We start from the raw sequence: 21710 nt of genomic DNA, 5'->3' as shown, positions 1-21710 counted from the left end.
GGCGATGGTGGCGAGCGGGGCCGCTGAGAAAGGTGTCCCGGAGACCGGCCGGACGGGTGACACCGCGCCGGGCGGGGACCGCACGGTGGCGGGGCGGGCCACCAGCCGGGACGTGGCACGGGTCGCGGGCGTCTCGCAGGCGACGGTCTCCCTGGTCCTCGGGGACAAATGGGCGGGCCGGGTCTCGCCGCGCACCGCCGGGACGGTACGCGCCGCGGCACAGCAACTGGGCTACCGGCCCAACCTCGCGGCACGCAGTCTGCGGCTGGGCCGCACCCGGACCGCGCTGCTGGTGGTGCCCGCCCTGACGACCGAGTTCTTCGCCCGGGTGTACACCGGCGCCGCCCGGGTCGCCGCCGACCACGGGTTCGGGGTGGTGCTCTATCCCTCCCCCGAGGGTGTCGGCCCCGCCCGGGACCCCTTCGACTCCGCCCGCGCCTCGCTCGACGGTGTGATCGCCTCCTCCATGGCGGCCGACGCGCTGGCGGCGGTGCGCGGTGGCGGACTGCCGCTGGTGATGCTCGACAGCGACCCGGACGACGCGGCCGCGGTCGCCACCGTCAACCTCGATATCGCCGACGGCGCCCGGCAGGTGGCGGACCACCTGCTCGCCCTCGGCCACCGCCGTATCGCCCATCTCGCGGCGGCTGTGGACTCCTGGACCTTCCGGGTCCGCGCCCGTGCCCTCGCGTCGGCGCTGGGCGCGGCGGACGGTGTGGCCCTGCGCACGGAACCGGCGGGGCTGAGCGTCGAGGAGGGCCGCCGGGCGGCCGAACGCGTCCTGTCCGCCCCGGGGCCCCGGCCCACGGCGCTGGTGTGCGACGACGACATCATGGCGGCGGGCGCCTGCAAGGCGGCCCGACGGCTGAGGCTGCGGGTGCCGGACGACGTATCGGTGACGGGCTTCGACGACCTGGCGCTGGCCACCGCGGTGGAGCCGGAGCTGACGACGGTACGGCTGCCCGCGGAAGCGGTGGGCGCGGCCGGGATGCGGGCCCTGATGGCAGTCCTGAACGGCGAACCGCCCCAGGACACCACGCTCCCGGTGGAACTCCTCCCCCGAGGGTCCACGGCCCCGCCCTCGGACTAGGTCCTGTCCTGTCGATCTTCGTGGATCAGCCCGCGGCGTCTGGTGAGGGGGCACCTCCCAGCAGGTAGCTGAGGGAGGATCGCAGGAGGGTCGCCCTCGTACCGGGCGTACTCGGACGATCCCGACAACGCGGCGAGGCGCGGTGCCAGGCGTCGCGGGCCCGCGAAGATCGGCAGGACAGGGCCCAGGTGTGTGGTCCGGGGACGTTGGTGACAGGTGCCACGCCCTATTGCGACATCTACCACCGGCACGCAGGAGGCCCTCGTCACCCGGCAGGGCCTCCCGGAGTGTGGGCGGTGCACGGCGGGGCACACGCACCGCGCCCCGGGGCCCTTGGGCCGCCGGGGCGCGGAGGGAGGGCGTGGTGGATTACTCCTCGGTCTCCTCGGACTCCTCGGCCTCGGAGGAGGCGGACGAGTCCTCCGCGGCGGTGCCCTCCGGCTCCAGGAGCCGGGAGAGCTGGCGGCCGAGCACCCGCTTGAACTTCCGCTGCTGGGGCCGCTTGCGGTCCAGGACCGCGACCTCGAGCTGCTCGGCGGTGAGGCTGCGCTCACCGCCGTTGGTGTCACGGGTCAGCGACTCGATGGCCAGCTTGAGGGCTTCGGCGAGGCTCATGCCGTCCCGGTGACGCTGGTCGAGATAGCTGCTGATCTGGTCGGCGTTGCCACCGACCGCGACCGAGCCGTGCTCGTCCACGATGGAGCCGTCGTGCGGCAGACGGTAGATCTGGTCGTCCTCGGGGGCCTCCCCGACCTCCGCGACGATCAGCTCGACCTCGTACGGCTTCTCGGCGGCGCTGGAGAAGATGGTGCCGAGCGTCTGTGCGTAGACATTGGCCAGGCCCCGGGCCGTGACATCGTCACGGTCGTAGGTGTAGCCGCGCAGATCGGCGTACCGGACACCGCCGATGCGCAGATTCTCGAACTCGTTGTACTTGCCGACCGCCGCGAAGGCGATCCGGTCGTAGATCTCGCTGACCTTGTGCAGGGCACGGGACGGGTTCTCGGCGACGAACAGGATGCCGTCGGAGTACTGCAACACGACCACGCTGCGGCCGCGCGCGATGCCCTTGCGGGCGTATTCGGCGCGGTCGGCCATGGCCTGCTGAGGAGATACATAGAACGGCGTCGTCACCGGCTGTCCGTCCCTTCTGTCAGTGGCGAATGCATTCCGGGTCAACCGTCCTCTCAGAGCAGGGCGGCGCGGGGGCCGTCCGGCTCTTCGAGCCGCCGCTCGTGGATGGCGCGGGCGATCTCGGACACCTCTGCGTCGGAGTACCTCTTGTAGCCGTCCTCGGTGATGACCGTGACGAGGGGGTAGATCCGCCGGGCCAGATCGGGCCCGCCGGTGGCCGAGTCGTCGTCGGCGGCGTCGTAGAGCGCCTGGACGACGGCGGTGGCGGCCTGGTCCTCCGCCAGGTCGTCGCGGTAGAGCTTCTTGAGCGCGCCCCGGGCGAACACCGAGCCCGAGCCGGTGGCCGCGAAGCCGTGCTCCTCCGAGCGCCCGCCGGTGACGTCGTAGGAGAAGATACGGCCCTTCTCCCGGTCGACGTCCCAGCCCGCGAAGAGCGGGACGACAGCCAGGCCCTGCATCGCCATACCGAGATTGCCGCGGATCATGGTCGACAGCCGGTTGGCCTTGCCCTCCAGGGAGAGGCCGGTGCCCTCGACCTTCTCGAAGTGCTCCAGCTCCAGCTGGAAAAGCTTGACCATCTCCACGGCGATACCGGCGGTGCCCGCGATGCCGACGGCCGAGTACTCGTCGGCGGGGAAGACCTTCTCGATGTCCCGCTGCGCGATCACATTGCCCATGGTCGCGCGGCGGTCACCGGCGAGCACCACACCGCCGGGGAAGCTGGCCGCGACGATCGTGGTGCCGTGCGGGGCCTCGACGGCGCCCTGCACCGGGGGAAGCGGACGGTTTCCCGGAAGCAGGGCGGGCGAGTGCGCGCCCAGGAAATCCATGAACGACGAGGAGCCGGGCGTCAGGAAGGCAGCCGGCAGACGCCCTGTGTCACGAGTGTTGGCTTCCACACGTTTCCTTCCACCAGATCTTGAAATACTGCACGGACCATACCCCTGGCCATGGAAGTCATCCGTCCTGCGCCCCCCTCTTCGCGGGGACGCAGGACGGAGAACACGCGCCTTACTGGCCGCCCTTCTGGACGAAGGACCGCACGAAGTCCTCCGCGTTCTCCTCGAGCACGTCATCGATCTCGTCCAGCACGGAGTCGACGTCGTCGGAGAGCTTCTCCTGCCGTTCCTTGAGGTCTTCCGCGGCCTGTGCGTCCTGCGTCTGCTCCTCGACCTCCTCGGTCGAGCGCGACGCCTTCTGCTGTCCGCCGCCGGTGTCCTTGGTCGCCATATCCCTCACCCCGCTCGGTTCGCCCGCTGATTCGATAGGTCTCAAGATCAGACCCTACAATCCGGGTCCGACATCGGCCTCCCACTTGCTACAACGCACGGAGGCCACCTCGATGATTCCCGGCCGGAGCCCGTTTCAGCCGCCCGAGAGCACCCGGACCAGGTCTTCCGCGGTACGGCAGCGGTCCAGCAGCTCCTTGACGTGGTTCCGGGTGCCGCGCAGCGGCTCGAGCGTAGGAACCCGTTGCAGAGAGTCACGACCCGGGAGATCGAAGATCACCGAGTCCCAGGAGGCGGCGGCGACATCGTCCGCGTACTGCTCCAGGCAGCGGCCGCGGAAGTATGCGCGGGTGTCCTCCGGGGGCTTGTTCTGGGCCCGTGCCACGTCCTGGTCGTCCAGCAGCCGCTTCATCTTGCCGCGCGCCACCAGACGGTTGTACAGGCCCTTCTCGTGCCGTACGTCGGCGTACTGGAGGTCCACCAGGTGGAGCCGGGCGGCGTCCCAGTCCAGGCTGTCGCGGCGCCGGTAGCCCTCGAGCAGCTCGCGCTTGGCGACCCAGTCCAGCTCGCCGGACAGGCTCATGGGATCGCGCTCGAGCCGGTTGAGCACGTCCTCCCAGCGGGTCAGCACATCCCGGGTCTGGTCGTCGGCGTCGGCCCCGAAGCGGTCCTCGACGTACTTGCGGGCCAGCTCGAAGTACTCCATCTGGAGTTGTACGGCGGTAAGCGTACGTCCGCTACGCAGAGTGATGAGACGGCCCAGCGTCGGGTCGTGGGACACCTGGTGCAGGGTGCGCACCGGCTGGTCCACCGCCAGGTCCACCGCGATAAAGCCGTCCTCGATCATCGACAGCACCAGCGCGGTGGTGCCGAGCTTGAGGTAGGTCGAGATCTCGGAGAGGTTGGCGTCACCGATGATCACGTGCAGCCGGCGGTACTTCTCGGCGTCGGCGTGCGGCTCGTCACGGGTGTTGATGATGGGGCGCTTGAGGGTGGTCTCCAGACCCACCTCGACCTCGAAATAGTCCGCTCGCTGGCTGATCTGGAAGCCGTGCTCATGCCCGTCCTGGCCGATGCCGACGCGGCCGGCGCCGGTGACCACCTGGCGGGAGACGAAGAAGGGCGTGAGGTGGCGCACGATGTCCGAGAAGGCGGTCTCCCGCTTCATCAGGTAGTTCTCGTGCGTGCCGTAGGAGGCGCCCTTGTTGTCGGTGTTGTTCTTGTACAGATGGATGGGCTGGGCACCGGGCAGCTCCGCGGCGCGCATGGCGGCCTCGGCCATGATGCGCTCGCCCGCCTTGTCCCAGAGCACCGCGTCCCGCGGATTGGTGACCTCGGGGGCTGAGTACTCCGGGTGCGCATGGTCCACATAGAGCCGGGCGCCGTTGGTGAGGATCACATTGGCCAGGCCGATGTCCTCGTCCGTGAGCTGGCTGGCGTCGGCGGTCTCACGCGCGAGGTCGAAGCCGCGGGCGTCCCGCAGCGGGTTCTCCTCCTCGAAGTCCCAGCGGGCGCGGCGCGCCCGGTGCATCGCCGCCGCGTAGGCGTTGACGACCTGGGATGAGGTGAGCATGGCATTGGCGTTGGGGTGCCCCGGGACGGAGATCCCGTACTCCGTCTCGATTCCCATTACGCGCCGTACGGTCATGCGGCCCTCCTTGCCCGGCGCCGCCCCCGGACGGGGTCGACGCTCAAGTACCGCTGCGCTCCTGGTCCGTGCGCGGCCTCCGATCCCCCACGCCGCGATACTGCGGTACCGACGAGCCTAGGACGGCTTTGCGGTGAAGCGGAGATCATGTCAGTCATTGCTCCGTCGGGCTCGTAGGACTCATACGAAGAATGCGGTCCGAAAAGCGCATCCGGCTGCGGATGCCCCGTCGTGGACATCCGCAGCCGGACAGCGGTGTTACAGGTACTGACCGGTGTTCGCCACCGTGTCGATGGAGCGTCCGGTGTCCGCGCCCTGCTTTCCGGTGACAAGGGTGCGGATGAAGACGATCCGCTCGCCCTTCTTTCCGGAGATCCGGGCCCAGTCGTCCGGGTTGGTGGTGTTGGGCAGGTCCTCGTTCTCCTTGAACTCATCCACACAAGCGGCGAGCAGATGGGAGACGCGGAGTCCCTTCTGGTTGTGGTCGAGGAATGCCTTGATGGCCATCTTCTTGGCCCGGTCCACAATGTTCTGGATCATGGCACCGGAGTTGAAGTCCTTGAAGTAGAGGACTTCCTTGTCACCGTTGGCGTAGGTGACCTCCAGGAAGCGGTTCTCCTCGGATTCCGCGTACATCTGCTCGACGACCGACTGGATCATGCCCGCCACGGCGGCCTGCGACGATCCGCCGTGCTCGGCGAGGTCGTCCGCATGCACCGGGAGGGTGTGCGTCAGGTACTTCGAGAAGATGTCCTTGGCGGCCTCGGCGTCCGGACGCTCGATCTTGATCTTCACATCGAGTCGGCCGGGGCGCAGGATCGCGGGGTCGATCATGTCCTCACGGTTGGAGGCGCCGATCACGATCACGTTCTCCAGGCCCTCGACACCATCGATCTCCGAGAGCAGCTGCGGAACGATGGTGTTCTCCACGTCCGAGCTGACACCAGAGCCGCGGGTGCGGAACAGGGAGTCCATCTCGTCGAAGAAGACGATGACGGGCGTGCCCTCGCTGGCCTTCTCCCGTGCCCGCTGGAAGACCAGCCGGATGTGCCGCTCGGTCTCACCGACGTACTTGTTGAGCAGCTCGGGGCCCTTGATGTTGAGGAAGAAGCTCTTCCCCGCGGGCTTGCCGGTCACCTCGGCGACCTTCTTGGCAAGGGAGTTGGCGACGGCCTTGGCGATGAGCGTCTTGCCGCAGCCGGGCGGGCCGTACAGCAGCACACCCTTGGGCGGCCGCAGTTCGTGCTCCTTGAAGAGGTCGGGGTAGAGGTAGGGGAGCTCGACCGCGTCGCGGATCAGCTCGATCTGGTTCCCCAGACCGCCGATCTTCGTGTAGTCGATGTCCGGGACCTCTTCGAGGACGAGCTCCTCGACCTCGCTCTTGGGCACGACCTCGTAGACATAGCCGGACCTGGGCTCGAGCAGCAGGGCGTCACCGGGGCGGATGGTGGTTTCCAGCAGCGGCTCGGCGAGCCGCACCACACGCTCCTCGTCGGTGTGCCCGATCACCAGGGCTCGCTCGCCGTCCTCAAGGACTTCCTTGAGGGTGACGATGTCCCCGGCGCGCTCGAACTCCATGGCGTCGACCACGTTGAGCGCCTCGTTGAGCATGACCTCCTGGCCACGCTTGAGGTCGTCGAGATCGACGCTCGGGCTGACGTTCACCCGGAGCTTGCGGCCCCCGGTGAAGATGTCTGCCGTGCCGTCCTCGTTCGCCTTCAGGAACGCTCCGAAGCCGGCCGGCGGCTGTGCGAGCCGGTCGACCTCTTCCTTGAGGGCCACGATCTGGTCGCGGGCCTCACGGAGTGTGTTCGCGAGCCGCTCGTTCTGTGCGGAGACTCCCGCCAGATTTGTCTGCAACTCGACGATCCGCTCTTCGAGAATCCTCGTATGCCGCGGAGAGTCGGCGAGCTTGCGGCGCAGGACGGCGATTTCCTGCTCGAGATAAGCAACCTGACCGGCTGGGTCATCAGACCCCCGCCCCGGCCGGATGCCGCGGTTGATGTCGTCGTCGTGGGCTGCCACGGTCCTCACCTCCTCCAAGGGGAGCTGGACGCTTCCTGACCCTACCTGGGCCGGTGCGGGTTGAAACCCCTAGATCACAAACCCGGTCGGCGTGTGTCCGATCTTCACCCTTGCGCACTCCCTCACGCCAGGTGAATACCCACCCAACAACATCGGAAAGCGAGCGGTTGTATCGTCGAGACGGTCAACACCCGCCAGAGCTGGCGATATTTAGTCAATGTTGAATCACGTATCGAGGGAACGGCAGGCGACGTACCGTGCGGAACGAGGAGCTCGGCGATCTTGAAGTCTGGATTGACCAGGACCTGTGCACGGGCGACGGGATCTGTGCCCAGTACGCCCCCGAGGTCTTCGAACTCGACATCGACGGTCTAGCCTACGTCAAGAGCGACGACGATGAGCTGCTCCAGGACAAGGGGGCCACCACCCCCGTTCCGCTCCAGCTGCTGACCGAGGTGGTGGACTCCGCCCAGGAGTGCCCCGGCGACTGCATCCATGTGCGCCGCGCCGCGGACAAGGTCGAGGTCTACGGCCCCGACGCGGATTGACGGGACGCCCCGTAACCGATCACACACTCCCCGGGACCGGCAGCGCCTTGAGTACGAACTTGCCGTCCCGCCACCGCCAGTTGACCTGGCGTTGCAGATCCGGGCAGCACCGCGGGACCTTCGTCGAGGAGTATCCCAGCAGGGTGGCCGAAACCTTCTTTCCGCGTACCGCGAAATCCCGGATGCTCATGCCCTCCTCGGGATCCACGAACGTGGCCACGATCCGGGGCGCGGCGCCCTTGCCGCCCTGGCCGTCGGCACGTTCCGCGGACGACAGGACATAGACGCCGCTGGGCGGGGTACCGGTCGCCGAATGACAGCGCACCACCGCGACGGTCTCCGGCCGCCCGTCCCCGTCCAGATCTCCCGAGCCCCGGTCCACCACATCCGGCCGGGCCCCGCCGCAGTCCATCGGATACCGCGCCGCGCGGGGATCGGGGGCCTTGGCGGCCGCGGCATGCGGCGCGCTGGTGGTGGCCTTGGCGCCCGACGGCTGGAGGAATGATGATCCGGCGACGACCGCGGCGACGGCGGCCGCGGTCGCGAGCCAGTGCACCGGACGGGGATGGGTGTGCGCGAGATCCGGGCCCAGAGGCTGCACGCGGGATGACTCCATGTGAGAGCTGAGGCGAGGGGTGCCCCGCATGGTGCCACATCTCACACGGCGCGGCCACCGTCCCGCGAGGGGAAGTCGGCGGCCGCGCCGGGGCGTTGATGCCGGAAACGTGGTCCGGCGGGGCCGTCAGGAGCGCCCGGAGGCGGTGTCCTGGCCCTCCTCGGCGGCGCTCTTCGTGCCGCCCGTGGCGGCGGTGTCCTTCCCGGTGGCGCCGTAGCCCGTGTAGTCCTCACCGTAGGCGCCCTTGGCGGGGCGGCGGCGGCGCAGCGGCGGCTCCACACCGTCCGCGAGGCGGCGGGCGGTGAGCAGGAATCCGGTGTGGCCGATCATCCGGTGGTCGGGGCGTACCGCCAGCCCTTCGACGTGCCAGGTGCGGACCATGGTCTCCCAGGCCGACGGCTCGTTGAAGGTGCCGTGCTCGCGGATGGCCTCGACGGTCCGGGCGAGCTGGGTGGTGGTGGCGACGTAGGCGCACAGGATGCCGCCGGGGACGAGCGCCTTGGAGACGGCCTCCAGGCACTCCCAGGGGGCGAGCATGTCCAGGATGACGCGGTCGACATCGGTGTCGGACAGATTGTCCTGGAGGTCGCCGACGGTCAGCCGCCAGGCGGGGTGCGGGGAGCCGAAGTAGCGCTCGACGTTCTGGGAGGCGATCTCGGCGAAGTCGGCCCGGCGCTCGTAGGAGTGCAGCATGCCCTGGTCGCCGATGGCCCGCAGCAGGAACGTGGAGAGCGAGCCGGAGCCGACGCCCGCCTCGACGACCCGCGCGCCGGGGAAGATGTCGGCCATCGCCAGGATCTGCCCCGCGTCCTTGGGGTAGACCACGGCGGCACCGCGTGGCATGGACAGGACATAGTCGGGGAGCAGGGGGCGCAGCGCGAGATACGCGACGTTTCCCGTGGTGCGCACGACGGTTCCCTCAGGGGCGCCGATCAGCTCGTCGTGGGGGAAGGAACCCTTGTGGGTGTGGAAGTTCTTCCCGGCCTCGAGCGTGAAGGTGTAGTGGCGTCCCTTGGGATCGGTGAGCTGGACCTGGTCCCCGACCTGGAAGGGCCCGCGACGGCGGGCGGCACCGGTCGGTTCGGACATGTGAACAGCCTACCGGGCGCCCGCCCCTGCCCGGGACCGCAGGGCTCCCGCCGACGCCGGGACGGACGTCTGGGCGAGATTCCGGTGCCCGGCGGCGGGCGAGCCTCCGGGAGAGGCCGCGAGCGTGCCTCAGGAGGGCGTACGGGCCATGGCGGCGACGAAGGCGCGCTCGACGTCGGCCGTGGACAGCACGCCGAAGATCTCGCCGGTCTCCTCGATCACCAGGTACTCGGTGGCGGGGGTGGCCCGCAGGGTGTCCAGCAGCTCCTCGCCGGTCAGCTCGGCGGAGACCCGCATCCCGTCCTTGAGGTCCTGGGCCAGACCGCTGACCGCGACCCAGGGGCGGCGGTGCTCGGGGACGCCGACGATGGCCGCCTCGCGCACCACGGCGGTCGGAGTGCCGTGCGCGTCCACGACGACGAGGGCGCGGGCCCCGGCCTCGTTGGCCCGGCGCAGCGCCTCCGAGAGCGGGGTGTCGCCCTCGACCGGGACGGCGCGGCGGGTGAGCGTACGGGCGCGCAGATCCGGCAGCCGCTCCCGCAGCCTGGCCATCCGCAGGCTGTTGCCCGCACCGGTCCAGATGATCGCGGCCAGTATGGCGGCGAGCAGCGCGTCGGTGAGCGAGCTCACGCTGCCGAAGTTCTCCGGCTCACCGCCGAGGCCGCCGGCCTGGGTGAGCAGCGGCAGACCGACCAGCACCGCGACGGCCAGCGCCCGGCCGCTCCAGGCGGCGGCGACAGTGCCGGTCATGGGCTTGCCGCTGAGCTTCCAGACCACGGCGCGCAGCATCCGCCCGCCGTCCAGTGGCAGCCCGGGGAGCAGGTTGAAGGCGGCCACGATCAGGTTGGAGATCATCAGGCCCGCGAGCAGCACTCCGGGCACCGTGCCGGGCTCCACCAGCAGCATGCCGAGGTAGAAGACGCCGGAGAGGACCAGGGAGAGCAGCGGACCGACAAAGGCGAGGACGAACTCCCGGCCGGGGGTCTCGGACTCCTTCTCGATCTCCGAGACGCCGCCGAAGAACTGGAGCTGGATCCGGCGCACGGGCAGCTTGAAGCGGAGCGCGGCCACCGTGTGCGCCAGTTCGTGCACCAGCACGGAGGCGTAGAAGGCCACGGCGAAGAAGAGCGAGACCAGATAGCGTGCGGCACCGAGCTCGGGCAGGACGCGCTCGAGCTGTTCACCGAAGACCCAGGTGATCAGGGCGGCGACCAGGAACCAGCTGGGCGATACGTAAACGGGTACGCCGAAGGGCCGGCCCATCAGGATGCCACCGCCCGACTCCCGTGGGCGCTGCGGTTTACCGGCCTCCGGCTCGGTCGTGCGGTCCGATCCCCCGCTGTCGGACTGCGGCTGCCCGCTGTTGTCCACGGTGTCCCCTCGTCGGATGCGTCGGTCGCACCCAGTTTTGATACGGTCCCCACGATCATGCAGTGCCAGGGGCTCGGACGTCGATGGTATGCGTCCGGCTGTCGGTGGCGGGCCGTAGGGTCTTCGCCATGGGAACCACCACCGGGAAGGCCGAACAGACGGACGGACCACCGCAGTCCGACCGCTCCGCGTCGCTGTCGCCGTCACGGGCGTCCGACTTCATGCGGTGCCCTTTGCTGTACCGCTTCCGGGTGATCGACAAACTGCCGGAGAAGCCGAGTGCGGCAGCGACCCGAGGCACGGTGGTGCACGCCGTGCTGGAGAGGCTCTTCGACGCGCCGGCGGCCGAGCGCACCGCCCCGCGCGCCCGGGCGCTGGTGCCGGGTGAGTGGGAGCGGCTGCTCACAGACCGGCCGGAGCTGGCGGAGCTGTTCCAGGACGACGACGATAGCGATGGTGGCGACAGCGGCGGTGAGGGCGGCGCGAGCGGGCCGGCCCCGGAGCGGCTGGCCGAGTGGCTGGCGGAAGCCGAGCGGCTGGTGGAGCGCTGGTTCTCGCTGGAGGACCCGCCACGGCTGGAGCCCGCCGAGCGCGAGCTGTTCGTGGAGACCGAGCTGGAGTCCGGGCTGACCCTGCGCGGGATCATCGACCGCGTGGACATCGCCCCCACCGGCGAGATCCGGATCGTCGACTACAAGACCGGCAAGGCCCCCGCCCCGCAGTACTCGGCGGAGGCGCTGTTCCAGATGAAGTTCTACGCCCTGGTGCTGTGGCGGCTGCGCGGCACGGTGCCGCGCCGCCTCCAGCTGGTCTACCTGGGCAGCGGCGATGTGCTGAGCTACGACCCGGACGAGGGCGATCTGCGGGCGGTGGAGCGCAAGCTGCTGGCCCTGTGGGAGGCGATCCGGCGGGCCACCGAGTCCGGCACTTTCCTGCCCCGGCAGACCAAGCTGTGCGGCTGGTGTGACCATCAGGCCCATTGTCCGGAATTCGGCGGTACTCCCCCGCCCTATCCCCTGCCGATCATCCCCTTTCCGTCCCCCGGGACGGCTTCGGGATAATGGGTCCGGCCGAGCGAAGGAGATCCCGTGGCAATCCGTGTCCTACTGGTCGATGACCAGCCGCTGCTGCGCACCGGTTTCCGGATGATCCTCGAGGCGGAGCAGGAGCTCGCGGTCGTCGGTGAGGCGGGGGACGGTCTGCAAGCTCTGGACCAAGTACGCGCCCTGCAACCCGATGTGGTGCTCATGGACATCCGGATGCCCCGGATGGACGGCGTGGAGGCGACCCGTCAGATCACCGGCCCCGGACGGGACGGCCCGGCCAAGGTGCTGGTGCTGACCACCTTCGACCTGGACGAGTACGTGGTGGAGGCGCTCCGCGCGGGGGCCAGCGGCTTTCTGCTCAAGGACGCGCCCGCCACCGAGCTGGTGCAGGCGATCCGGGTGGTGGCGGCGGGCGAGGCGATGCTCGCGCCGAGCATCACCCGGCGGCTGCTGGACAAGTACGCCGGGCATCTGCCCTCCGGCGAGGAACCGGTGCCGGACACCCTGCACACCCTCACCGAGCGCGAGGTCGAGGTGCTGAAGCTGGTGGCCCGGGGGCTGTCCAACGCGGAGATCGCCGCGGATCTGTTCGTCAGCGAGACCACGGTGAAGACCCATGTCGGCCATGTGCTGACCAAGCTGGGTCTGCGAGACCGGGTCCAGGCGGCCGTCTACGCCTACGAGAGCGGACTGGTCCGCCCCGGCGCGCAGTAGCCGGACGCGTCAACTGGCCGGTACCGCCGGGGTCTTCCGCACAGCACAGCCGGAACTCCTCGGTGCTCCGCCCCGGCGCCCTGCGGGCAGCCGGGGCGGACGCCCGCGTCGTCAGTCCTGGGGCGACTTGCTGATCTCCCAGAAGCGGAAGACGGTGGACGAGTCGAGCGTCCACTGAAGCCCGGAGATGGAGTTCTGGGCCACCGCGTACTGCTTGCCCTGCCACAGCGGGAGCATGGGCACATCGTCGGCGACGATGTCCTGTATCCGCTGGTAGTCGCCGACCGTGGCCGAGCGGCTGGGCTGCTCGGCGGTGGCCGGTATCAGCTGACCGGTGAGCAGCGCCGAGGTGTAGTGGTTGGCCAGGACGTTGTCGTCACCGAAGAACGGCGCGACGAAGTTGTCCGGGTCCGGGTAGTCCGGGACCCAGCCCTTGACGTACACGGCGTACTTCCCGTCCGCGACGCCCTTCTCGTAGGACTTGACGTCGGTGCTCTTCACATCGACGTCGAACAGCCCGCTGGCGTTGAGCTGCTTGGCGATCGCGCGCAGCCCGGGGACGGTGCCGGGGCCGTAGCGGATCGGGGTGCCCCACAGGGTCAGCTTGACCTTGCCGGAGATGCCCGCCTCCCGCAGGGCCTGCTTGGCCTTGGCGGGCTGCGGCCGGTCGCCGTACTTGTCGTAGAAGGCCGTGTTGTGGCCGGTGATTCCGGCCGGGACGACCGAGTACAGCGGTTCGGCGGTGCGCTTGTAGACGTCGCGCACCAGGGTGCTGCGGTCGACGAGGTAGGCGATGGCCTTGCGCACCCCGCGCTTGCCCGCCACCGGGTCCTTCATGTTGAAGATCAGGTGCTGGACCTCGGCGCCGGTGCCCTCGACCACGTCCAGGCTCTTGCCGCCGACGCTGCGCGCCTGGAGGTCGGCGAGGTCCTTCATGGCCAGTCCGCGGTAGGCGAGGTCCACATCGCCGTGCTCCACGGCGCTCTTGAGCCGCTGCTGCTCGCCGTGGAAGAACTTCATGGTCAGCCCGGTGTTCTTGGCCTCGGCGGGGCCCTTGTAGCCCTCGTTGACGGCGAAGTCGGCCTTGGTCTTGTCGTACGACTTCAGGGTGTAGACACCGGAGCCGACCGCCTGGTTGTCGGTGCGCAGCTTGTCGGCCGGGTACTCCTGGTGGTCGACGATGGAGCCGGCGCCCGAGGCGATCTTCTGCGGGAAGGTGGCGTCCGCCTGCTTCAGGTTGAACACCACGGTCCGCTTGTCCGGGGTCTTGATGGACCCGATGGAGGCGAACATCAGCGCCGGACCGTTCTTGTCGTTGATCCGCAGGGTGCGCTCGAAGGAGAACTTGACGTCCTCGGAGGTCAGCGGGTGCCCGTTGGAGAACTTCAGGTCGTTCCTGAGCGTGCAGGTGTAGACCCGGCTGGCGTTGTCCTTGAAGCTGCACGTCTCCGCGGCCTCCGGCTGCGGGGTGGTGCTGCCCTTGGGGAAGCTCAGCAGTGACTGGAACACGTTGTTGAACAGCAGCCAGGAGCCGGGGTCGTAGCCGGATGCCGGGTCGGTGGCGAGCACCTCGTCCGACATCCCCATGACCACGTGCTTACCGCCGTCGGCGGCGTCACCGTCCTCGCTTCCGCAGCCGGTCAGCAGGGCGGCGGCCAGCCCCGCCCCGAGGGGGGCTGCCAGCCACTGGTCACGTTTCCTCACGGATTGGTTCCTCACAGTTTCGTCGTGTTCTCACTCTGCCCCCGTCGGTTTGGGGTCAGCCCCCGGCGCCACGCCCGAGCTCCCAGAGCTGGAGCGTGGTCGAGGAGTCGTATGCGTACTCCACGCCGGTGATGTTCTCCCGGGCGGCCACATACGTGTTTCCCTGCCACAGCGGCAGGTAGGGGACATCGTCGGCGACGGCGTTCTGGATGGACTGGAAGTCCTTGGAGGCCAGAGAGCGCTGCGCTTCCTGCCGCGTCTTGGGGATCAGCTCGTCCTGGATCACGCTGTTGCGGTAGGGCGAGTTGAGGAAGTTGTCCTTGGTCAGGAACGGCGCGATGTAGTTGTCCGGGTCCGGGAAGTCCGGCAGCCAGCCCATGCCGTAGACGGGGTACTCGCGCTTGATGAGCTTGGGGCGGAACTCCGCCCACCGCACACCCTTGATCTTGATGGCAAACAGACCGCTGGCGTTGAGCTGCCGCTTCAGCTCCTTGAACTCCTGCGCGGTCTCCGGACCGTAGTGGTCGGTGGTGTACGTCATCGTCAGCTTCACCGGGGTGTGGATCCCGGCCTGGCGCAGCACCCGGCGGGCGGCGGCGGGGTCGGGGTCGCCGTACTCGTTGTGGAAGGAGTTGGTGTGCGTGGTGACGCTGGACGGGATCAGCGAGTAGAGGGGCACGCCGGTGCGCTTGTACACATCGCGCACCAGGGCCTGCCGGTCGACGAGGTGGGCCATCGCCTGGCGTATCGCCTTGTTCTTCACCGACGGGTCGGCGGTGTTGAAGCCCAGGTAGCGGATGCCCTGGCCGGACGCCTCGAAGAGCCGGACGCCCTTGACCTTCCCGCGGTTCAGCCGGTCGATCTGGTCGGGTGAGAAGCCGCGGTGGACCACATCGACATCGCCCTTGGCCAGCGCCCGCTCCAGCTCCGCCGAGGTCTTGTAGAAACGCATCTCGACCTTGTCGGCCTTGGGCTCGGCATCGCCCGTGTAGTGCGGGTTCTTGGTGAAGTTGACCTTGACCAGCCGGTTGTCGCGCACCTCGGTCTTGGCCTCGTACGGACCCGAGCCCACCATCTCGAAGCCCTTGTGGAGCCGGTCCGGCTCATAGACCTCGCTGTCGAGGATGGCCGCGGCCGGGGTGGTCAGCTTGGAGGGGAAGGTGGCGTCCGGGGAGGCGAGGTGGATGACCACCTCGCGGTCGTTGGGGGTCTCGACCTTGTCCACGTTGGAGAGCAGGGAGACCGGACCGTTGCGGTTGTTGATGCGCAGGATGCGCTCGAGGGAGAACTTGACGTCCTCGGAGGTGAGCGCGTGGCCGTTGGAGAACTTCAGTCCGCTGCGCAGGGTGCAGCGGTACTGCTCGCTCTGCCGGTCCTGGAAGCCGCACTTCTCGGCGGCGTCGGGGATCGGTTCGGTGCCCGAGCGGGGCAGCCGCATCAGCGTCTGGAAGGTGTTGTGCAGGACGCTCCAGGAGGCGAAGTCATAGGCGAGGTCCGGATCCAGGGGCGCGGGGGCCTCCTTGGTGGCCTCGATCCCGTCCGTACTGCCCAGGACGAGCGCATCACCGTCCGACCCCGAGCCGTCGGTACCGCCGCACGCGGTGAGCGCTGACATCAGTAGGCCCGCCACGGCCGGCAGCACCAGCGACTTGCGCTTCATTGTCGGGAGTCTCCCTGCGATCGATCAACCACTCGCGACGAGATTAGTCCGCGGCGCCAGCCATGCTGAGGCACAACGAAGTTGAGGCAATATCACGCCCCGATAACGAGCAACGACGGACCGATATGCGGACGCGGTCGCGTTTCGTACGGCATGTCACCAATCCGGACACAAGGGCGTACGCAAACCGCATCAGACGGGGCGCGCAGCATAGACCCACCCCGCGTGTCGACGGCACGTTCAGTGATAAACATCACGCTCGTTATGTCGCCGTCCACGAGGGAAAAGACCCGCGCGTTATTCAATCTGCAATGTACAGAAATACGCTCAGTATGCGATCAGTGCATTCCCGTGACCAGGGCTTGAAGAAAAGGGAGATCGACTTCTTCGAGCGATCCGACGACCGTACGGCCCGCCGCGGGTTCGATCGGCACCACGGACGGAACCGCCACCACCTGGCAGCCCGCCGCCTCGGCCGCCCGCACCCCGGTCGAGGTGTCCTCGACCACCACACAGCGGGACGGGTGGGCGGCCAGTTCGGCGGCGGCGAAGAGATACGGGTCGGGGTGCGGCTTGGTCCGTGCGATCTCGTCGCCCGCGACCGTCAGGGCGAAGTGCTCGGGTCCCAGCGAGCGCAGCACCCGGTCCATCACCCGCCGGTGCGAGGCGGAGACCAGAGCGGTCGGGACGCCGTGCGCGGCCAGCTCGGTGAGCAGCCTGCGCGCTCCGGGCAGCATCGGCACGGTGCCGTCGATCAGCTCGGTGAAGCGGCTGTTCAGCAGGCCGGTGAGCTCCGCCAGCGCGATATCGGCGCCGGTGGCCTCGATCAGGAAGGAGGCGCTGCGGGTCATCGGACCGCCGACGACGACGTGGCGGTACTCCTCGGCCAGTGCGTGGCCGAGCTCGGCGAAGATCGAGACCTCTGCGTCCCACCAGATGCCCTCGGTGTCGACCAGGGTGCCGTCCATGTCGAGCAGAACGGCTTGCAGAGCGGATCCTTCGGCCGTACGGGCAGTGACGACGGGGATGCTGCTGGTCATCCAAACACCTCCGGATACGGGGCACGAAGGCCGGTCTCCTCCCATGGACGGAAGGCGACCGGCCTCTACCGGATCGACCAGTTTACGACGTGCCGCCGCGCGGCGCCTCATGGCCGCTCGCGGGCGGTCCCGCGGCCGTCACCGTGCGTTGAAGTACTTGGCCTCGGGGTGGTGGATGACGATGGCGTCCGTGGACTGCTCGGGGTGCAGCTGGAACTCCTCGGAGAGCTTCACGCCGATGCGCTCGGGCTGGAGGAGTTCGGCGATCTTGGCGCGGTCCTCCAGGTCGGGGCAGGCGCCGTAGCCGAGGGAGAAGCGGGCGCCGCGGTACTTCAGCGCGAACATGTCCTCGATCTCGCCGGGGTCCTCGCCGGCGAAGCCGAGTTCGGCGCGGACGCGGGCGTGCCAGTACTCGGCCAGCGCCTCGGCGAGCTGGACCGACAGGCCGTGGAGCTCGAGGTAGTCGCGGTAGGCGTCGGACTCGAAGAGTTCGGCGGTGGCTTCGCCGATCCTGGAGCCGACGGTGACGACCTGGAGGCCGACGACATCGGTCTCGCCGGATTCCTCGGGGCGGAAGAAGTCCGCCAGGCAGAGCCGCCGTCCGCGGCGCTGGCGGGGGAAGGTGAAGCGGGTGCGTTCACTGCCGTCCTCGTTTAGCAGCACCAGGTCGTCACCCTTGGAGACACACGGGAAGTAGCCGTAGACGACGGCCGCCTCCAGCAGGTTCTCGGTGTGCAGCTTGTCCAGCAGACCGCGCAGCCGCGGACGGCCCTCGGTCGCCACCAGCTCCTCGTAGCCGGGCCCGTCGCCGGTACGGGCCTGCTTCAGCCCCCACTGCCCCTTGAACAGCGCGCCCTCGTCCAGCCAGGAGGCGTAGTCGGCCTGCTGGATGCCCTTGACCACGCGGGTGCCCCAGAAGGGCGGCGTCGGCACCGGGTTGTCGATGGCCACATCGGAGCGCACCGGCCCCTCGTCCGGCTCCGGCTCCCGCACCTGGACGGCCTCGCGGCGGGGGACGCGGCGCTGCTTGAGCTCGGGGAGGACGGCGCCGGGGACGCCGCGCTTGACGGCGATCAGGGCGTCCATCAGCCGCAGGCCCTCGAAGGCGTCGCGGGCGTAGCGCACCTCGCCCTCGTAGAGCTCGTGCAGGTCCTGTTCGACATAGGCCCGGGTGAGGGCGGCGCCGCCGAGGATGACCGGGTAGTCGGCGGCCAGCTTGCGCTGGTTGAGCTCCTCCAGGTTCTCCTTCATGATCACCGTGGACTTCACCAGCAGCCCGGACATGCCGATGACATCCGCGCGGTGCTCCTCGGCGGCCTCCAGGATCGCGGAAACGGGCTGCTTGATACCGAGGTTGACCACGTTGTAGCCGTTGTTGGACAGGATGATGTCCACCAGGTTCTTGCCGATGTCATGGACGTCGCCGCGGACAGTGGCGAGCACGATGGTGCCCTTGCCCTCCGCATCCGACTTCTCCATATGCGGCTCCAGATGGGCCACCGCCGTCTTCATGACCTCGGCGGACTGGAGCACGAACGGCAGCTGCATCTGGCCGGAGCCGAACAGCTCACCGACCACCTTCATACCGTCCAGCAGCGTCTCGTTGACGATGTCCAGGGCCTTACGGGTCTGGAGGGCCTCGTCCAGATCTGCTTCCAGACCGTTGCGCTCACCATCGATGATGCGCCGCTTGAGGCGCTCCTCCAGCGGAAGGGCCAGCAGCTCCTCGGCCTTGCCCGCCTTCATGGACTTGGTGTCGACGCCCTCGAAGAGTTCCAGGAGCTTCTGGAGCGGGTCATAGCCCTCACGGCGGCGGTCGTGGATCAGGTCCAGGGCGACCTGCACCTGCTCCTCCTCCAGCCGCGCGATGGGCAGGATCTTCGACGCGTGGACGATGGCGGAGTCCAGGCCCGCCTTCACACACTCGTCCAGGAAGACGGAGTTGAGCACGATCCGGGCGGCCGGGTTGAGGCCGAAGGAGATGTTCGACAGCCCCAGGGTGGTCTGGACGTCGGGGTGGCGGCGCTTGAGTTCGCGGATGGCCTCGATGGTGGCCACGCCGTCCTTGCGGGACTCCTCCTGGCCGGTGCAGATGGTGAAGGTGAGGCAGTCGATGAGGATGTCGGACTCATGGATGCCCCAGTTGCCCGTCAGATCGGCGATGATCCGCTCGGCGATCTCGACCTTCTTCTCGACGGTACGGGCCTGGCCCTCCTCGTCGATGGTGAGTGCCAACAGCGCGGCGCCGTGCTCCTGGGCGAGCCGGGTCACCCTGGCGAAGCGGGAGTCCGGTCCGTCGCCGTCCTCGTAGTTGACCGAGTTGATGACCGCACGGCCGCCCAGCTTCTCCAGACCGGCCTGGATCACATCGACCTCGGTGGAGTCCAGCACGATCGGCAGGGTGGAGGCGGTGGCGAAACGCCCCGCCAGCTCCGCCATGTCGGCCACCCCGTCCCGGCCCACGTAGTCCACGCACAGGTCGAGCATGTGCGCGCCCTCACGGATCTGGTCCCGAGCCATCTCCACGCAGTCGTCCCAGCGGCCCTCGAGCATGGCCTCGCGGAACTTCTTGGACCCGTTGGCGTTGGTCCGCTCACCGATGGCCAGATACGAGGTGTCCTGGCGGAACGGAACGGTCTGGTAGAGCGAGGCGGCACCCGGCTCGGGCCGCGGTTCGCGCTCGCCGGGGACCAGACCGCGGACACGCTCCACGACCTGGCGCAGATGCTCGGGCGTGGTGCCGCAGCAGCCGCCCACCAGGGACAGGCCGTACTCGCGGACGAAGGTCTCCTGGGCGTCGGCCAGTTCGCCGGGGGTGAGCGGGTAGTGGGCGCCGTCCTTGCCGAGCACCGGCAGCCCCGCGTTGGGCATACAGGACAGGGGGATGCGCGAGTGGCGGGCGAGATAGCGCAGATGCTCGCTCATCTCGGCCGGGCCGGTGGCGCAGTTGAGCCCGATCATGTCGATGCCCAGCGGCTCCAGGGCGGTCAGCGCCGCGCCGATCTCCGAGCCGAGCAGCATCGTGCCGGTGGTCTCCACGGTGACCGAGCAGATCAGCGGGAGGTTCGCCCCGGTGGCGTCCAGCGCGCGGCGGGCGCCGAGGACGGCGGCCTTGGTCTGGAGCAGGTCCTGGGTGGTCTCCACCAGCAGGGCGTCGGCCCCACCGGTGATCATGCCTTCGGCGTTGGCCTGGAAGGCGTCGCGCAGCACGGTGTAGGGGGCGTGGCCCAGGGTGGGGAGCTTGGTGCCGGGGCCCATCGAGCCCAGCACCCAGCGGTCGCGTCCGTCGGCGGCGAACTCGTCGGCCACCTCGCGGGCGATCCGGGCACCGGCCTCGGACAGCTCGTAGACGCGGTCGGCGATGTCGTACTCGCCGAGGGCGGCGTGGTTGGCGCCGAAGGTGTTGGTCTCGACGCAGTCGACGCCGACCTCGTAGTAGGCGGCGTGGACCGAGCGGACGATGTCGGGGCGGGTGAGGTTGAGGATCTCGTTGCAGCCCTCGAGCTGCTCGAAGTCGTCGAGGCTGGGCTCCTGCGCCTGGAGCATCGTCCCCATCGCGCCGTCGGCGACCACCACGCGGGTGGCCAGGGCCTCGCGGAGTGCGTCGGCTCGGGCGGCGGATGTGGGCGATGGCATGTGCAAGGCCATGGATGGGCTCCCTGAGGTGCGACGGCTGTCGGCTTTGCGCCCCCATCGAGGGGACGCACCAGGCCAGGGTAGCCGCCGGGCGCGGAACGTCGATGTCCGTTTCATCTGCCGGGACGCGGCACCCCCGGGCCCGGCCCGCGCCCGGCCTCAGTGGAGGATGTGGCGGAGGGTGCGGTGGAGGCCGCTGTGAAGGCTGTGGCTGAGGTTGATCATTTTCGTCCGACCTCCTGTACCGCAACGTCGGCATGGACCGATAGTGTTCAGCATTGTCGAACACGGTCGGGAGGTTGGCGATGGCCCGGAACATCCAGTCGTTGGAGCGAGCCGCGGCGATGCTGCGCCTGCTCGCCGGTGGTGAGCGACGTCTTGGGCTGTCCGACATCGCCTCCACCCTGGGGCTGGCCAAGGGCACCGCACACGGCATCCTGCGCACCCTCCAGCACGAGGGCTTCGTCGAGCAGGACGAGGCGTCGGGCCGCTATCAGCTCGGCGCGGAGCTGCTGCGCCTGGGCAACAGCTATCTGGACGTCCACGAGCTGCGCGCCCGCGCCCTGGTGTGGACCGACGACCTCGCGCGCTCCAGCGGGGAGAGCGTGTACCTGGGCGTGGTGCACCAGCAGGGCGTCCTCATCGTCCACCACGTCTTCCGCCCGGACGACAGCCGCCAGGTGCTGGAGGTCGGGGCCATGCACCCGCTGCACTCCACCGCCCTGGGCAAGGTGCTCTCCGCCTACGACCCGGTGGCGCACAGCGAGGCGGCCGAGGGCGAGCGCAAGGAGTTCACCCCGCACACGGTGACCGCGACCGAGGAGTTCGAAGGCGTCCTCGCGCTCACCCGGGCCCGGGGCTGGGGCTCCGACGTGGAGGAGACCTGGGAGGGCGTCGCGTCGGTCGCGGCCCCGATCCACGACCGCCGACGGCTTCCGGTGGGGGCGGTGGGGATCACCGGCGCGGTGGAACGGGTGTGCGACGACGGGGAACTGCGTTCGGAGCTCGTGGCGGCCGTCCGGGACTGCGCCCGCGCCGTCTCCCGGGACCTCGGCGCCAGCCGCTTCTGATCACGTCCGCGCAGGTCCGCAGCGGTTCACAACGGTTTCACATCCCCGCGATTTTTCCGCCACACGACCCTTGACGAGGTCTCCCCTGTG

The 21710-nt window shown here is 69.1% G+C and carries 17 protein-coding genes; 5 read left to right on the top strand and 12 right to left on the bottom strand.

Annotated elements, in window-relative coordinates; translation table 11 throughout:
- Positions 1-4: 4 nt before the first annotated feature.
- Positions 5-1090, top strand: coding sequence for a LacI family DNA-binding transcriptional regulator (locus tag AC4BEG_RS28425; RefSeq protein WP_490702573.1), 1086 nt, complete (start codon positions 5-7; stop codon positions 1088-1090).
- Positions 1091-1459: 369 nt separating this feature from the next.
- On the opposite strand, the gene prcA is transcribed toward AC4BEG_RS28425, so the two are convergent.
- The 5 genes from prcA to arc form a co-directional block, all read right to left on the bottom strand.
- Positions 1460-2224: a proteasome subunit alpha gene (gene prcA, locus AC4BEG_RS28420; protein WP_490702572.1), complete on the bottom strand. Its 765-nt coding sequence runs from the start codon at positions 2222-2224 to the stop codon at positions 1460-1462.
- Between the two features lie 53 nt (positions 2225-2277).
- Positions 2278-3123, bottom strand: coding sequence for a proteasome subunit beta (gene prcB / locus AC4BEG_RS28415; RefSeq protein WP_490702571.1), 846 nt, complete (start codon positions 3121-3123; stop codon positions 2278-2280).
- Between the two features lie 112 nt (positions 3124-3235).
- Positions 3236-3454 (bottom strand): ubiquitin-like protein Pup, encoded by a 219-nt coding sequence (locus AC4BEG_RS28410; RefSeq protein WP_069869121.1) that lies wholly within the window; start codon positions 3452-3454, stop codon positions 3236-3238.
- Between the two features lie 135 nt (positions 3455-3589).
- A complete protein-coding gene (dop, locus tag AC4BEG_RS28405; protein WP_490702570.1) occupies positions 3590-5101 on the bottom strand; it encodes a depupylase/deamidase Dop in 1512 nt (503 codons plus the stop codon).
- Between the two features lie 258 nt (positions 5102-5359).
- On the bottom strand, positions 5360-7126 hold the full coding sequence (arc, locus tag AC4BEG_RS28400) for a proteasome ATPase (protein WP_490702569.1): 1767 nt from the start codon (positions 7124-7126) through the stop codon (positions 5360-5362).
- 257 nt (positions 7127-7383) lie between these two features.
- On the opposite strand from arc, the gene AC4BEG_RS28395 reads away from it, so the two are divergent.
- The gene (locus AC4BEG_RS28395) at positions 7384-7674 is read left to right on the top strand and encodes a ferredoxin (protein ID WP_490702568.1); all 291 of its coding nucleotides are present in this window, start codon (positions 7384-7386) and stop codon (positions 7672-7674) included.
- Positions 7675-7693: 19 nt separating this feature from the next.
- Here AC4BEG_RS28395 and AC4BEG_RS28390 read toward each other — a convergent pair whose 3' ends face one another.
- From AC4BEG_RS28390 to AC4BEG_RS28380, 3 genes are all read right to left on the bottom strand, one after another.
- Positions 7694-8290, bottom strand: a complete 597-nt coding sequence (locus tag AC4BEG_RS28390; protein ID WP_490702567.1) for a hypothetical protein — start codon at positions 8288-8290, stop codon at positions 7694-7696.
- A 126-nt stretch (positions 8291-8416) separates the two neighbouring features.
- Entirely contained in the window at positions 8417-9379 is a 963-nt protein-coding gene (locus tag AC4BEG_RS28385) for a tRNA (adenine-N1)-methyltransferase (RefSeq protein ID WP_490702566.1), read from the bottom strand.
- 129 nt (positions 9380-9508) lie between these two features.
- On the bottom strand, positions 9509-10750 hold the full coding sequence (locus tag AC4BEG_RS28380; RefSeq protein ID WP_490702565.1) for a site-2 protease family protein: 1242 nt from the start codon (positions 10748-10750) through the stop codon (positions 9509-9511).
- Between the two features lie 128 nt (positions 10751-10878).
- On the opposite strand from AC4BEG_RS28380, the gene AC4BEG_RS28375 reads away from it, so the two are divergent.
- The gene (locus AC4BEG_RS28375) at positions 10879-11811 is read left to right on the top strand and encodes a RecB family exonuclease (RefSeq protein WP_490702564.1); all 933 of its coding nucleotides are present in this window, start codon (positions 10879-10881) and stop codon (positions 11809-11811) included.
- A gap of 27 nt (positions 11812-11838) precedes the next feature.
- Entirely contained in the window at positions 11839-12510 is a 672-nt protein-coding gene (locus AC4BEG_RS28370) for a response regulator (RefSeq protein WP_201881745.1), read from the top strand.
- Positions 12511-12621: 111 nt separating this feature from the next.
- On the opposite strand, the gene AC4BEG_RS28365 is transcribed toward AC4BEG_RS28370, so the two are convergent.
- The 4 genes from AC4BEG_RS28365 to metH all read right to left on the bottom strand — a co-directional run bounded on the left by AC4BEG_RS28365 (position 12622) and on the right by metH (position 20562).
- Positions 12622-14214, bottom strand: coding sequence for an ABC transporter substrate-binding protein (locus AC4BEG_RS28365; RefSeq protein WP_490702563.1), 1593 nt, complete (start codon positions 14212-14214; stop codon positions 12622-12624).
- Between the two features lie 55 nt (positions 14215-14269).
- On the bottom strand, positions 14270-15874 hold the full coding sequence (locus tag AC4BEG_RS28360; RefSeq protein ID WP_490702562.1) for an ABC transporter substrate-binding protein: 1605 nt from the start codon (positions 15872-15874) through the stop codon (positions 14270-14272).
- A gap of 338 nt (positions 15875-16212) precedes the next feature.
- Entirely contained in the window at positions 16213-16914 is a 702-nt protein-coding gene (locus AC4BEG_RS28355; protein WP_490702561.1) for an HAD family hydrolase, read from the bottom strand.
- A 138-nt stretch (positions 16915-17052) separates the two neighbouring features.
- Complete coding sequence (metH, locus tag AC4BEG_RS28350) at positions 17053-20562, bottom strand: methionine synthase (protein WP_490702560.1); 3510 nt, start codon at positions 20560-20562, stop codon at positions 17053-17055.
- Between the two features lie 293 nt (positions 20563-20855).
- Here metH and AC4BEG_RS28345 point away from each other — a divergent pair, with 293 nt between their 5' ends.
- Positions 20856-21620, top strand: coding sequence for an IclR family transcriptional regulator (locus tag AC4BEG_RS28345; protein ID WP_490702559.1), 765 nt, complete (start codon positions 20856-20858; stop codon positions 21618-21620).
- Positions 21621-21710 lie beyond the last annotated feature (90 nt).

Source organism: Streptomyces sp. JLBJ103, from assembly GCF_058215575.1.
Note: the sequence above shows the minus strand (reverse complement) of the source record. Positions and strands in the feature narration are given on the sequence as shown.

Excerpts from the sequence above, each read along its gene's own strand:
- AC4BEG_RS28410 (WP_069869121.1), bottom strand. The coding sequence starts at position 3,454 with ATGGCGACCAAGGACACCGGCGGCGGACAGCAGAAGGCGTCGCGCTCG.
- AC4BEG_RS28355 (WP_490702561.1), bottom strand. The coding sequence starts at position 16,914 with ATGACCAGCAGCATCCCCGTCGTCACTGCCCGTACGGCCGAAGGATCC.
- metH (WP_490702560.1), bottom strand. The coding sequence starts at position 20,562 with ATGGCCTTGCACATGCCATCGCCCACATCCGCCGCCCGAGCCGACGCA.
- dop (WP_490702570.1), bottom strand. The coding sequence starts at position 5,101 with ATGACCGTACGGCGCGTAATGGGAATCGAGACGGAGTACGGGATCTCC.
- AC4BEG_RS28360 (WP_490702562.1), bottom strand. The coding sequence starts at position 15,874 with ATGAAGCGCAAGTCGCTGGTGCTGCCGGCCGTGGCGGGCCTACTGATG.
- AC4BEG_RS28375 (WP_490702564.1), top strand. The coding sequence starts at position 10,879 with ATGGGAACCACCACCGGGAAGGCCGAACAGACGGACGGACCACCGCAG.
- AC4BEG_RS28425 (WP_490702573.1), top strand. The coding sequence starts at position 5 with ATGGTGGCGAGCGGGGCCGCTGAGAAAGGTGTCCCGGAGACCGGCCGG.
- AC4BEG_RS28345 (WP_490702559.1), top strand. The coding sequence starts at position 20,856 with ATGGCCCGGAACATCCAGTCGTTGGAGCGAGCCGCGGCGATGCTGCGC.
- AC4BEG_RS28385 (WP_490702566.1), bottom strand. The coding sequence starts at position 9,379 with ATGTCCGAACCGACCGGTGCCGCCCGCCGTCGCGGGCCCTTCCAGGTC.
- AC4BEG_RS28390 (WP_490702567.1), bottom strand. The coding sequence starts at position 8,290 with ATGGAGTCATCCCGCGTGCAGCCTCTGGGCCCGGATCTCGCGCACACC.